The organism is Bacillus sp. TH19 (assembly GCF_016651075.1).
Taxonomy (GTDB): Bacteria; Bacillota; Bacilli; order Bacillales; family Bacillaceae_G; genus Bacillus_A; species Bacillus_A mycoides.
Window position 1 is genome coordinate 533,742 of record NZ_JAEKEO010000001.1, and the last position, 14,479, is coordinate 548,220.

The window sequence follows — 14,479 nt, forward strand, 5'->3', positions numbered from 1 at the left end:
TTTTAAGGCGCTCTATGACCAAGACTCATATCGAAAAAAGGTGATTATGATTATATCGTATGTATGTTTTTAGTGTATGTGCAACTTTTAAGTAAACAAATAAAGGGCACACATATAAGCGTGCCCTTTGAAAGGTAGATTTCTATGCGTGGAGGGTCTCCATACAATAACATATGCTCGTCCTATAAAAAGGTGACAAAAATAAATAAAAGAAACCCCGATTTTATGCGGGGTTTCTAAGGGTAATCGTCAAGTAATGACGTACTCGACTAATTAACAATATCATGAATTTCTTGGTAAAAATACTGGTAAATGCGTCCAAATGAATGGGGCATCATTTTGAACAAAAACGCTATTTGCGCGACACGTTTCCTTATAAGTGTGTAAACACGAAATAGGAGGGTTATCACTTTGATAACAATAACTGATTGACTGAAAATAGGAATGAAAGCCGTCAGGTTGAGCTGAAACTACTTATCTAATACTCCTACATGCAAGGCGTGATAGTAGTCATAAATTGTATGAAGCTAGGTGAAGTCGGCTGAACAAAGCCTAAGTGAGAAATCATATGGTGATGGATAGGTCGGGATGCTACAAAATATCTATGGTGAGAATGTCCGACAAAGGACTGGCGAACTTGCGAATGTACGGGTCTAAACGTTTAATACATCAGAAATGTGTATGTCGTTAATGACAACGTTATCTATCGAAAAGTAAGATTAAATAGTATGAAATTCGGAACATCTAACAATGAGGATATAAAGGTAACAGGCTTACAGCAAGCACCTAAGGATATATGTATAGCTAGGTCAAACGGAACGTGATAAGCAAGAAACTGTCAACAACGCCTACTAGCGGACAGATGCATATAAGGTTCTAACGAACCGAAATTGCTCCATTCTTGTGAAGGTGGGGACACAGTACCGACGAAGCATGTAACGAATGTGGAGGGATAGTCCCTAGTCTTGTTCTTTGAAAGCTAAATCAATTAGATGTAACTCACAGGATCGAGTAAGATGATGTGACCTTTCGTAAGAAAGGGGAATGAATACGTTGGTGAGTACAAAACTAAGTTTGTAATCTGGTTGCTTTAGTATAAAAGGATAAGATGGGACGCTGTATGCGATGAAAGTCGCACGTACAGTGTTAAGCGGGGAAAAAGATGGAGATAACTTCAAAGTCTTACCTATCGCAACAGTTACAAAAGAATAGAACACACAAATATGTGTGCTCTTAAAAAGATAAGTGGTGTAAGTAAAGTGTTTTATGAGTAAATTCTTAATAGTGTATGTCTTACTTTGGATTTATGAAGCTTGTCACTAAAGAAAATGGTTATGTAAAATCTAGAAGTAATTTAAACAACGTCCTTATTTAAGCGGAAAAAGAGCGCCCGGGAAAGCGCTCTTTGACCAAGACTCATATCAAAAATGATAATGTGACAGCAATATATAATATGTATGTTTTTAGCGTATGTGCAAATTCTGAACAAAATCTTTATTTGGAGGTATTTGAATGAATAGGGAATTCTTTTGTCCTTGCTGCGGTTTATATTTCTGGAGTCAACAATATGCAAAAAAGGAAGGAATCTTACATCGTGTTAAGGTTACTTGTCTTAATGAAGAGTGTGAGTTTCACAAAAACCCAGAACGGGGAATGTTATTTGCAGTTGATACTATGGGATTCGCTTATTATGTAGAATCTGATTCGGAAAGAATACAGGAAATAAGATGGTCATCTGCTCGTTATGCACATCCGGAAGTGATTGAGATTTATAGAAAACAAGGAATACCAAGTAAATAATTTTTATAACAAAAAACGCTATTTTAATGAGTACTTCTCATAACAAAAGAGGACCTGCTATGTATAGCAGATCCTCTCCTAAAATGGCAAAGAGTAACTCTTACCTTACTCTTTATTCAAATACTACATGATTTTTAATAAAAAATCAACAAACTTTATATTGAGAAATAAAGAAATGCCATTTTAATAAAAATTTCATTTTGTATTAATTTAGAAAACAAAAAGAGCACTTAATAAAGTGCTCTCGTGACGAGATTATCCATTTGTAAAGACTATTTCAATATATAAAGAAAGGAACACAAAATATTATATGTTTGTGCAGTCAATTGAACGATAAACAATTGAAGAAAATAAACAAACTCCGTAAAGCTTGTAATCTAGTTACTATAGTATAGAAGCATAAGGTGGGACGCTGTATGCGATGAAAGTCGCACGTACAGTGTTAAGCGGGGGAAAAGATGGAGATAACTTCAAAGTCTTACCTATCGCAACGAATAGAAAGAGAGGAATAACAATGGGACAAGGAAACCGTTGGAGCTTATCAATCTATCAAATGAAATGTATCAAAGAGAGGGCGTGGCGCTTATAAACAAGCGTCCGACTCCTGTGAAGGTGTTAAAAATAGTTTATGGACGTGTGAAAGATGGATATTACGAATCTAAAAGTACAGTAGATTATGACGGTGTATATAAGGGACGAACCATTGCATTTGAAGCGAAATCTACAAACGAGATAAATAGATTTGATTTAAAGAACATTGCACAGCACCAGTTAGGCTACTTGGAGAAAGCAGAGAAGATGGGAGCAATATGTTTCTTCCTTATCGGATTTAGCAAGGACCAGTCAGTATTCGCGGTACCACTATCAGTCATTCAATATTATGTAAGGATGTCGCAGCAACCAAAAGGTAAGAAGTCCATACCAAGAGCAGACGTTGATATTTATGGGTACTTAGTAGAACAGACATAACGAGCACCGATTGATTACTTACAATACGTTGATGAAGCAGTTACTCTAATTATGTTTGATGGAATGATTCAATTTGATCAGGACCATAAGAAAGTAGCAAATAACATTGAAGAAGCAAAAGAGAAGATGGCCAACAAGAAATACAAGTTATTAAAGGCTTAATGGATAACGGAACCATGCAGAGTGGATGGTGGGGGCTACTCGCTATGGCATGGTTCCCTTATTCAACAATGAGACAATAAAATTTCACGTACCTGATGTAAATATGAAAATTAAAATTTAGAAATAAGGGGATTCCTTCATGGAACAATTATCTTTATTACCAGCAATCGAGGACAAGAAAGTGCAAAAGTAAGTAGTCAGCATCTTAAAGGAATACCGTGCATTAAAGATGCGATTCAATAATGAAGTGGAACAAGAAGGAATCAGTCTGTTTCCAAAGATACGAAATTCAAGAAGGGTAAGCGAATTAAAAGTGAAACAAATAGAGAAGACTTTGAATCATATCCTGGATGAATATGAAAGAAACATCATTACTATGAGGTTCTTAGATAATAAATCAGTTAAAGATTCATTCGTACAAAATAAATTGATGATGAAGAACTCATACTTTTACGAGAAGAAGAAGACTGCTATTAAATTGATTGCTACTACATTAGGGATCATTTGAAAATGGCAGAGAAAATGCAGAGAAATAGCATATTTTTTAGGGAGTTTTTGCAAATGAACATAACAGTAAGCTATTCCTATAAACAGTTCTTTGAAAAGAGAATACGTTTTTGGGATAGCGTTCCCATTATAATAACGTTACTCGGTGACGCGGAGGCTAGAGGGAATAAGAGCTTCCCGAAATTATTTATATTTTACTTCTCATTGAGTGTATAAGCGTACCGCCTTTCATTTGTGGACTCATAGGTAATAAAAACACACCTGTCATGTGGATTTCTTGATTTCTATGTTAAAACCGGATCGTTTTACAAATGGGGGGGTTGGTCTGTTCGATTGAATGGACCACGTCTCCTTGCAAGAAGAAATAACTCAATTAAATTAGTAAATAGAGTTAGTTAACAAGGTGAAGTTTATGCAGGAAATAACAGTGATTAGGTGTTGAAAATGGCGGTTTTAAGCCGATGTATAAAATTATGAATAACTCTTATTCATAGGGAATAACAAAAGTACTGATATCATGGTATTTCCCGGTTACCTAAAGAATACTCCTTCCTCAAGCGTGTGAAGGAGTATTCTTTCAGAAAACGATAAAACAAATATATGTGTCAAAGAGGATCATAGTATGAATTGAATATCCTGCTATAACCCTCTGATTTGTTAATTTAAAATTCAACATATACTAGGAAGGCTCTACACGTTTTCCTATAGATACGAAAATTTCCAGGGAATATTGGCGAAGAACAATGATATTTACAAAGACCAATAAATAGGCGTGAAACTGATTTTAGTTATATAAAAATTACATAACTAAAATCAGTATTATTGAAGTACTGTAATACTAATATAAATCGATAAAATTAAAATTCATCTTCCGAAATTAGATTGCCGGCATCATTATCTTTCGTCAATCTCTGCTTCAGATAATTTTCTTTCGTTGTCCGATCATTCTTATGACCGACTGCAGCTGCGATGACATGAGGTGGTAATCCTTTGTAATCATACAGATACTGTACATAAAAATGTCTAAAGAAGTGAGGAGTAATTCGGATATTTTCTGTAAAAGGTAACTGAGTATCCTTTATGATTTTAGAAATATATTGTGACAAGTAATTATCTCTATAACCAGTATGGCTCTTAGTTTGAAATACCGTTCCACCATTTATATTCCCAATGTCTATAGGTAATCTTCTTCGAACTCGAAATGCGGCAATACGATTAAAAATCTCCTTATTAATAGAAACAATTCGTTCATTATCTCCCTTTGTATCAACCGTTAAATAGTATCGTCCTCGTATAGCGTCATACTCAAGATTTTCCCACTTTGCATGGGCCACTTCTGCAACACGTAACCCTGTAGTAGCAAGAACCGATAATAAAGCATAGTTAATTTCATTATCTTTATAATAATGTAGCAACTGTTTCACTTCTTCGTAAGATAATTCGCGTTTTGGTTTATGTTGCTCATTTACCGTCGTGCTAAGAATCTCCACATGAAGGGGTTCCTGGATATATTGAATTTCATACAACCATTTCAAGTAAGAGCGGATTACACCAAGTTTTCTACTAATTGTAGATGCTTTGTACTTTTCTTTTGATTGATAGGAGATTGCCTCCTGGGATAACCACTTTTGGTAGTTTCGGATATGTCGTTTTCTTAAGTTTCTCCAAACTTGGCCAACTACATAATCTTTAACATCTTGCTGCAGAAACTCTGTGCTTTGTTTGATGAAAAAATAGAACTGGCTTAGATCGCGTGCATATAGAATCCTGGATGAATCCTTTATACGTTTTTCTTGGTCAAAATGTGTTTGTCGATTTAAGTAGTAGTACAATATTTCTTCATCTGAAAATCCCTCATATGTATATGAATCTTCTCTTTCGTTATTTTCCTTTTTAAATTCAGCTTCATTTATATAATCACGATTCCATAATGCAATTATGTTTGCAAAACTCTGTTTTTGTTTCTCTATATTTTCTAAAGAAGTTTCACTATGAATTGTAATCAATTCAAATTTCATTGTCATTCAACTCCTTATTAATTTCTTTTATATCTATTATTATAACTGAATTACATTCAAAATTATTTACATAGTAAAATTAAATTTTATAAAAATGAAAGTGCAATATGACTATAGAAAATCTCACATTTTCTATGATTATAATTAAATTAATTTTAAATGTAATTTTATATATGTTTTTTAAAGATGCAAAAATTAATTTAGTTAGAAAACGTAGTTGGATTTCTTATCATTTTAAAAATAAATTAAGTGTTAATTGTGTTATAATTAATTTGAATTATATAATTTAGTAATTTAACTTTACATAATAAGATTATAAGTATCACAAAAAAGAATCATACTCGTAGGGGGAAAGAAAATGTTTGAAATGCAAGAAACGAATATGAATACGAATGAAGTAAAGGCTTATTTAGAAATTAGTAGCTTCATTTTCAGTACTCTTATGAAGCAAGGCAAATTAAATCCAATTAATAGAGATACCTGGCGTTTAGATGGTAGTTTTTTATTTAAGCGAGAAGATATAGAAAAATTGAAAGAAGAACGTGAAATAGAAGGGATTACCTTATATCAAGCAACCAAAAGTTATAATGTGAGTATGTATCAACTTGAAAAGTGGATTGAAGAAAAGGATTTAACTTATACTATACAGAAACATCGTAATCGTGAAACGAAATTTGTAAAAGAAGATGAAATACAAGAATTGGTACAGCAATTGGATCAGACAAATACTCTCTACACATTTTCACAAAAGCATAATGTAGTATTGTTCCAAAACTTTATGGAGGGTAATAAGTTAGCACGAATAATATCCATTCCGAAGCGTGGGGATATTATTCTTATTGATGAGTTTGGAAACAATATGACATTAGATGATGCAATTAAAATGGGGTATAAGCCTGCATATATTTTATCCGATAAACCAAGAAGTCATCACCAAAAGTTTGTAAAGTTTCGTTTTCCTAAATCAAATCAATTACGAAGTAACATTTTTCACTTAATTGACTTAGTACTACAGTATGTATCACCAAGAAATATTAAGGTTTCTGAGGAAGATGGTTTTTGGTATTTTGATGTTCGTCAATCCATTATTCAATTACCAATGCAAATGCAGGTAGAATGGATTGATTGTTTAACCCCATATATAATAGAAGGAAAATTAACAAGACGTGTTAATAATAGCGTGTATTTAGATAGCAGTAGTGTCACTAAGGCAGTAACGATAACAAGCAGTGAATACCATGCAATCACAAACATTGTAAAAGAAACGAATAGTTCTATTGAAGAATTTATTGCATCCGCTATTCGCGAAAAGATTTATGATTATCCAAGCGTCACACAAATAATTTACAAATAAAAAATGGCCTATTTTTTATTAAAGGGGATTTTTATTTGTAAAAGTGGATTAAAGATAACGCAACACAGATCAACATTTAGATGCCGCAATTGATGGATCAGCTGTACCGGGAACTTTGCAACAGAACCAGATGAAAACAAAGGATTGCGCAAAGTAGAAAGTACAGAACTAGCAAATTATATAAAAAATTATAACAAAGGCTATGGTAGTGAACATTGTCACATAAGCCATAGTAAGAGACAGCAATCGCTGTCTCTTACTAAACTAACGCACCTGTTAGTTTAAGTGCATATCTTCACAATCTTGTTTAAATAGACTCCACTAATATGTAATCCTGACTCTAAAGTAATTCAGGATATATAAGATATACTACACGATGACACATGTTGTTTAACAATAAATTTTAATGTGTACCAACACTTTGTTAGATACGCCTATTTTTTTATGTTTTTCTCACCCGTTTATTACTACATTGGTGTTCCGCCAACTCAATGACATAAAACCTACGTTAATACATCTTTTTCTTAATTAGTTGTTCTGAAGTACTGTTAACCAAAATATCACTTTAAACCCTTCATCGAATATAATGAAACATACTGCATGAAAGGAGATAACTACATGAGTCATAGGGAAGAGAATTGTCACAAGAAAAAGGGTGAAAAAATACCTATTGGTTTTTGTGAAAAGTGTTTACAATCCAAAATGAATTGTCGATGTTGCGTGGTCTGTGCACCACAACCTTGTCGATGTCAACAACAAAATGAAGACCAAAGTCAAAATCAAGAACAGAATCAAGAAGCAACACAAGTTCCTATTCAAACTGGTTCAGAACTAGAAGCAAATCAAGAGCAAGACCAAGAACAAAACGCTATCCAAGAAGGTTCAGACCAAGATCAAGATCAGGACCAAAATACAATTCAAATTTCCAAACAAGAAGGTGCAGATACTGACCAAGAACAAAATACAACACAAAATCCAATTATCATTGGTCCTTCTCCTGATCAAGAAACTTCGCAAAATACCGACACAACATCAACTTTGAATACAATGGTAACACCAACTGTCACATCTGATACGGAAACCTCTTCTAGCAATGTGACTATGCCCATTACAGATACTGAGTCTACAACAACTATTACTCCAACTATTACGAACACGACAGAAACCACACCCATGACAACCCAAACAACAAATCAAAATCCTACACAAATGACTTCACAAGAAGGTCAAACTCAGGAACAAAGTGAAACACAAACACAAACTTTAGGAGACCAACTCCAAGCGCAAGGACAACAAACTATTCAGGGTCATACGAATGACTCTCCGTTAAACAACAGTCAAACCATCTCTACTACTGTGAGTGGTGTAACTGTAAATCTAAGTGTTGAATGTGGTTGTAACGAAAAGAAAAATCGTAAAAATAACAAAAAAGATTGTGAACGAGAAAAATGTGAAGGTTGTGATTGCTGTACTTCGTCCATCGCTACGCTCTTACAAATGGTTCAAACCGCACAGGCTGCCATTCCACTTCCGATAGATAAACAAATTACAATTTATACAAATACCCTACTACCAACCGGAAATCCGATTCCGAACCAAGTTCTAACAAATGTGAATGATTGCATTTCTGTAACTTTTATAAATGCAGGTCAAGTTACTACCACTCCAAATACCACACTACAAATTAGTACCATTGCAGGAATTAGTGCTGTCAATGATATTGCTAGCACTAATGATATTTTCGATTTCTTACTGGGTATCGCAAATAATTGTAGTAATTTCCAAACAGAAAATAAATGTTGTGATTGTGATTCGAAATGTGATTGTGAACAAAATTTGTGTTGTTTTAATACACTTCGTTCCGAATTAGAGACGTTTGCAACCATTGGTTTGAAAATCAATTTGTTTATTAGTGGTCTTGCAACAAGTATTGATAATCTTTTTGTACTAAAAATATGTGATTGCCTTGCATTTTTTGTAGATAATTTAACAACACCAACGACGATTTATGTATTTTCTTTATGTTCGATTGCGGGTTACACAGTTCCCACACAAACTTTATCATAAAAAAGAGAGTGTTGAAAGGATTCCATTCTTCACTCTCTTTCCCCCTATTTTTTATTCATTTTCTTGATTCTTTTCCTTCTCTTCTTCAATGGGAACAACAACCGACTCTTCTTTATTTCCCGTTGTTCCTATTTTATCCATACTCACTTGGATCTGCTGTTTTGCATCCGTAAGGATGCTTTGTAAACGTTCGTGTGTGTATTTTAGAATTTCTTGTTTATTTGCAATTCCCATGTCACGAACGTTCTTTTTTACTTGTACTTTTTGTAGTTTAAAATTTGTTTTTAAATCAGATAAAACCTCCCTAATCATAGTTGTAAGTTCTCTTTCTAATGCTTTATCTTCTTTTGAAATCGAATCTGATGAATTTGTACTAGAAGTGAACACACTTGAGTGCTGTGTATCCATTACATACACCTCCCATTTTGTTTTCTATAACATACTCTATCCGTAGGAGAAAAAGAACGTAAATAATTTAGAAAGAATATAAGTAAATCCTTTTTTTGATTCTAACTAAGGGTGTAACCTCTGTAACAAATTTCTAGTTCAAGCCTTAAACTTCATTTCACTTGTCTTTCAGTAAAATAAACAGTGGAGCTTACATCACTTATGAATTAATCAGTTATAAGAAAGTCAGTTACTAAAAAACTACATCTCCATTTTCATCAAGGCCCCAAAAACTTAGGTAACTACCATCTCCCCAGCAAATTGAGAACATTGAACTGCTTGCTTTTTCTTTGATTTTGGTAACTAACCAACTGCTTGTATCTTTGTATGTCTTATCAAACTTGTCCTCAAATTCGAGATAAATATAGTAATCTGAATTCTCCTTTTGTCGTTCTTCTTCCACTAACCTGCCCTATTAGTTGAGTAAGGTAAGGCAAGATAAAACAACAATCGTTACGAACAGAATAATAATAAATAGACCAAACATATTTTATATATATAATATGTTTGGTCTATTTTTTTACATACGTTTGAAGGTTGTTACCCTAAAATAATTAAAATTTCTGTCTTTTTTGTACAGTTAAATCAGTATGTTTAAAATTAAGGGATTTAGCCGAGATACATTTTAAACTAAGTTATAAGGATATTATTACATTGAGAAACCCACGATCTAAAAATAATCGTGGGTTTTTTGTGTGTTGTTGAATCAAGTACAATTGATCCAACATTGATATTTATTCCGCCTCTTATTTTATTAACAGGACCAACAGGAACGGCAATAACATCAGTATTTTGCTCAGTAACGATTTTACTAAAATTAGTTCAGACGGTTATACCTAACTCAAGTATTAATATTCTGGGGGGCAAGCCCCCTTTGATATATTGAAAGCCATTTGGAATGAATACATATTCTTTATACATTATGGAATGGGTTTATAATTGTGACATAAGGACTTGTTTTTATAGTTTCTTAGGTTTTTTTCCTATACTTGTGAGTTTACTAATTCATTAGTTATAGAGTGTAAGTGGGTGAAAAATAAGGGTTCTGGTGCAAATATCTGAAGAATAACACGGAGAATAGTAAATTCCCAACGGAATCGTATTTTATGCTATAAGTCCGAATAGTTGGTGGATGAACTCTTTTTGATTTTGGACAGACTGATTTTCTAAATCAAGCTGTCCTTTTCTATCATATGCATGGCATCAACGCCACTCAATATAGAGATTGCTGTTTTAAATGACTTGAACCCCAACATAGAACGCACACGTTTCTTAATAAAACGATGATCTTGTTCCACTATATTGTTGAGATATCTAACTTTCCTAATCTGTATGCCTTCAGGCATATGTTTCTCTTTTTTCAACGCTTGAATTGCTACAGGATAGGTAGGATTCTTATCTACTGTTATCACGCGAGGTTTAGCAATATACGAAAAAATCAATGCTTTCTTGAAAAAGCGCTTGGCTGCTTGTTTATCTCTTGATTTACTTAGATAAAAATCAATGGTATTTCCTTCTGAATCAACGGCACGATATAAATACGTCCATTGACCTTTTACTTTAATATAGGTTTCATCGACTCTCCATGAATCATTTGTTGATTTAAGATGATGTCGTACTTTCTCTTCTAATTGAGGTCCATATTGATGAACCCATCGCATAATCGTTGTGTGAGCGATGGATAATCCTCTTTCTTCCATCATTTCCACCACCTTACTGTTAATAATATGAGTTCAGGCTGATAATGCTTCCATTTGAATAAACTTTCCCTTTCCATACCGATCACCCACCTTTTTAGAGTAATACTATTAGTATGTCCAAGTTTAGGAGATTACTTTCAATTATCTTGAAGTTTTCGCACCAGAACCTAGTTATCTTAAGGCTGTGTTAGACTTGCCAAGCGAGTTAAATAATTCATCTGTTAGAGCTATCTTTAAAGATAGCTCTTTTCTAGTATATATTTCCTTCTACTAGCGGAACCTAATTAAAACCTGTTGAGAGGGAAGCTAAGTGAGTGGAATTGTTAAATTTGGAATTAGGCTTCTGAAATCGATGGGACAAACAGTTGATCTTGTAATTGGAGAAGCGGCGGTGAATGTAGGGATTGTGAATCCGCTCTTAGTATTATTGTTTTAGTTACTGCGATTGATTTTGGACTATATGGAATCATTTTAGATCTTATTGCACTTACGATTCATATAACAAATTTAAAAAGTGTTGGTATTCCTTATATAACTCTTATTGCTCCTGCATTTTTTTAGATTGAAAAGAAGAATTTATTCGTCTGTCAAAAACGATATTGACAGATAAATCAGATTGATATCGAATGAAATATTCTATAATAAATCTAGAGGAGCAAAAATAATTGAAATCATTTTAGCATGGAGATGAAAAACTTAGGAAATGGGAACTTGGTTTTGTGGCATCTTCAACTAATTTTGGTATAGGTGCGTTGTCTATGCCGCGAGATATCGCTATGCAAACTTTATTTTCAGACGGTGGGATTATTTTGATTTTGAGTGCATTGATATGAGCTTTATTGTGTTAACGCCTTTACTAGTTTTTATTATATATAAGATAAAATGAAGGAATGGTGGAAATGAAATGTCTTCTTAAAGTAATAACAATTACGTTTTTAGCTGGGGCTATCAGCGGTTGCTCTGAGTTAACTGAAATAGAAGAAAGAGGATTTGTTGTAGGTGCAGCTTACGATATTGTAAAGAAAAAGAAATCCAATCCAATTATGAAAGGGACGTATCAGATGGTAATTCCCAGTAAGTTAACGCAACAAGGTGGAAAAGGTGTAGGGAATAATTATATTGATGTGAGTGCAAAAGCAGATAGTGTGTTTGAACAAATACGAATAATCTCTAAAAAAATGAGTCGTACTTTATTCTTTCCACATATACAAGTAATCATTTTTTCTGAAGAATTACTCTCGAATCCAAATGTTTTACAAAATACGTTAGATGTATACATTCGAGATCATGAAATGAGAAGAAATATTCGTCTATTTGTTTCTGAGAAAAATGCAGAAGCAATCTTGAAACAAAATGCAAAACCAGAAAATTTACCGGCACAGTATATTGATATGCTAGCTGAACACCCTCCCAAAAATGCTCAGATGGTTGAGGCAGCAAGAATTGGTGACGTGCAGGAAAAGATAAATACAAAACGAAGTTTTGTACTACCTGTCTTAGGGCTAACAAAACAAGGGATAGAAATGGAAGGGGCTGCGTTGTTTCGTGGGAAGGATAACAAGTGTGTTGGAATGTTAAACGGAGAACAAACATTGGGAATGAACTTTGTAATTGGTGAAAAATTAGGAGGTTATTTTACCATACGTAAAAAGAATCAGCTTATTACATATGAAATTCATAAGCTACACCGAAAAATAAAGGTATTTACTGAAAATACTACAAAACCGAAGTTTGATGTTCATTTATTTCTCGAAGGTACTTTGGCGGAGTTGCATTTTAGTGATCATAAACAAGTTATGAATGAAAAACGCTTAACGAAGGACATTTCAAAAGAGATGGAGCAAAGGATTCAAAAATCAATAAAGCTTGTTCAAAAAAAACATAAGGTGGATGTATTAGCGTTAGGAGAAGTATATAAGCGGCATAATTATAAAGAATGGAAGAAAATAAGTAAGAATTGGGATCAAGGTGAAAATTATTTTAGTAATGCTGAAATTAATGTTCATGTTCATCCAGTAATTGAACATTCAGGCTCAGCTTTACCGAAGAGAGTGAAATAAGGTGATTTGAGTCGTTACCAGATTAGACATACGTTGTACGATATTAATGGTGGTTCTGTTAGGTGTTATATATTTTATTTTTATTACTCTGGTTGCTTCATTTACATTGCCTTTATCTCCTACATAAATAATATGTGAATTTGTAAACAATGAACAAGCCTTCACATTATTTACTCAAATTCCACATTCAGCTTTTGCTAATATTTCTTTTTAACTAAAGGTTTACTGAATGACTTGTATTTGGTCTTTAGGAATAGGGATTATTAGAATCGCGCATTATTAGTCAACGAAAAGAAAATATAAAAATAAAAGCAAGTTTTTTAATAAAATAGTATCGATACTAATTAGGTTATTTGCATTATACTTGGTGCAAAATATGAAGGATATAACAGTTAGGAGAAATGCAAGGAAAACCAATGTATATTTGAAGTGAAAGAGCCGATCCTTATATTTGTGAGTCGGCTTTTTCTGTTTAATAGATACCAAATAAGAGCGCAATATTTTAAAGGTCATTTTGTGATATAACTAAGTTGAATTGTGAACTACTCGCCACTAAGCAAAGCTTGAAGTGGGAGCTTCTCAGTTCCACGATGAAAGTAACCTTCCGTCTCCCTGAGCGTTACTTCGGGGTGTAGATGTCCAACGCTTGGACGCTCTCTTGGTACGGTTGATATTTTAAGCAGGAACCAAATGGCTTGGTTTTGGCACTCTATTTTCTTCCTGCAACCTTACATATCAAGTTATCAAAGAACTTCATATAGCTAGTTTATCAAAAGTTTTTGGCTATGCCAAACCGAAATTCATCTCCCACCTACCGTTGAGCTATCGCCCTTCACACGCTTGAGGAAGGAGAATTCTTTCGGTAAATTCGTTAAAGATGAAAGTTGCATTAGTAACAGGTGCTAGTAGGAGAATAGGGCGTAGCATTGCCATACATTTGGCGCAGGCGGGTGCGTTAGTCATAGTAAACTAAAGTAAAGTTGTTAAACAAAGATGTATATTGACATCAAATTTTAGCTGTATAAAGATTAAGCCAGTTATGTTGTGCAATGCTGTATGAAGAAGGTAGGGCGGAATTTCAAACATTAACGAGTAAATTTAATAATCTCATCAACAGCCTTGATATAACCACCTGCCTCACGGAATGATTGACTGAATTTTTTGCATTCTCTTTGTAAGTTGAATCCTGCAACACCTCATTAACGGCATGCTTTAAATCCTCGGCCGATTATAGGCTATAATTAATTTTTTGAAAAAGACATAATCTTATTTGGATTAAACTTTATATAACCTTAGCTTGATGGGCGTGGGGTACAGCTAACATTTTTGAAATTTTGTACGATAAGCGAATTTTAACCCGAAAAGTCGAATTCCTGTACGTTAAGTGAAGTGACT

The 14,479-nt window shown here is 33.6% G+C and carries 8 protein-coding genes and 4 pseudogenes; 8 read left to right on the forward strand and 4 right to left on the reverse strand.

What is annotated here, in order from left to right; genetic code table 11:
* The first annotated feature begins 1,512 nt into the window (after window positions 1–1,512).
* The 4 genes and pseudogenes from JFU54_RS02355 (at window position 1,513) to JFU54_RS02370 (ending at window position 3,439) form a co-directional block, all read left to right on the forward strand.
* Window positions 1,513–1,800 (forward strand): hypothetical protein, encoded by a 288-nt coding sequence (locus JFU54_RS02355; protein ID WP_201063625.1) that lies wholly within the window; start codon window positions 1,513–1,515, stop codon window positions 1,798–1,800.
* Window positions 1,801–2,221: 421 nt separating this feature from the next.
* Entirely contained in the window at window positions 2,222–2,389 is a 168-nt protein-coding gene (locus JFU54_RS30320; protein WP_374100929.1) for a hypothetical protein, read from the forward strand.
* A pseudogene (locus JFU54_RS02365) lies at window positions 2,359–2,931 on the forward strand (Holliday junction resolvase RecU). Before JFU54_RS30320 ends, JFU54_RS02365 begins: the two are co-directional and overlap by 31 nt.
* Before the next feature lie 139 nt (window positions 2,932–3,070).
* A pseudogene (locus tag JFU54_RS02370) lies at window positions 3,071–3,439 on the forward strand (ArpU family phage packaging/lysis transcriptional regulator).
* Between the two features lie 856 nt (window positions 3,440–4,295).
* Here JFU54_RS02370 and JFU54_RS02375 read toward each other — a convergent pair.
* Window positions 4,296–5,456 (reverse strand): tyrosine-type recombinase/integrase, encoded by a 1,161-nt coding sequence (locus JFU54_RS02375; RefSeq protein ID WP_201063626.1) that lies wholly within the window; start codon window positions 5,454–5,456, stop codon window positions 4,296–4,298.
* Window positions 5,457–5,814: 358 nt separating this feature from the next.
* Between JFU54_RS02375 and JFU54_RS02380 the strand changes: the two genes are divergently transcribed.
* Together JFU54_RS02380 and JFU54_RS02385 are read left to right on the forward strand one after the other, a co-directional pair.
* Window positions 5,815–6,810 carry a DNA-binding protein gene (locus JFU54_RS02380; RefSeq protein ID WP_201063627.1) on the forward strand — a complete coding sequence of 332 codons (996 nt, stop codon included), beginning with the start codon at window positions 5,815–5,817 and terminating at the stop codon, window positions 6,808–6,810.
* Window positions 6,811–7,428: 618 nt separating this feature from the next.
* Window positions 7,429–8,877 (forward strand): hypothetical protein, encoded by a 1,449-nt coding sequence (locus JFU54_RS02385; protein ID WP_242489406.1) that lies wholly within the window; start codon window positions 7,429–7,431, stop codon window positions 8,875–8,877.
* A 51-nt stretch (window positions 8,878–8,928) separates the two neighbouring features.
* On the opposite strand, the gene JFU54_RS02390 is transcribed toward JFU54_RS02385, so the two are convergent.
* The 3 genes and pseudogenes from JFU54_RS02390 to JFU54_RS02400 all read right to left on the reverse strand — a co-directional run bounded on the left by JFU54_RS02390 (window position 8,929) and on the right by JFU54_RS02400 (window position 11,101).
* Window positions 8,929–9,285, reverse strand: coding sequence for a hypothetical protein (locus JFU54_RS02390; RefSeq protein ID WP_201063631.1), 357 nt, complete (start codon window positions 9,283–9,285; stop codon window positions 8,929–8,931).
* 232 nt (window positions 9,286–9,517) lie between these two features.
* Window positions 9,518–9,727, reverse strand: coding sequence for a DUF4241 domain-containing protein (locus JFU54_RS02395; RefSeq protein ID WP_201063634.1), 210 nt, complete (start codon window positions 9,725–9,727; stop codon window positions 9,518–9,520).
* Between the two features lie 701 nt (window positions 9,728–10,428).
* Window positions 10,429–11,101: pseudogene (locus JFU54_RS02400) on the reverse strand (IS6 family transposase).
* 254 nt (window positions 11,102–11,355) lie between these two features.
* Here JFU54_RS02400 and JFU54_RS02405 point away from each other — a divergent pair.
* A pseudogene (locus JFU54_RS02405) lies at window positions 11,356–11,587 on the forward strand (spore germination protein); the annotation flags it as partial.
* 336 nt (window positions 11,588–11,923) lie between these two features.
* Window positions 11,924–13,084: a Ger(x)C family spore germination protein gene (locus JFU54_RS02410; RefSeq protein WP_201063636.1), complete on the forward strand. Its 1,161-nt coding sequence runs from the start codon at window positions 11,924–11,926 to the stop codon at window positions 13,082–13,084.
* Window positions 13,085–14,479 lie beyond the last annotated feature (1,395 nt).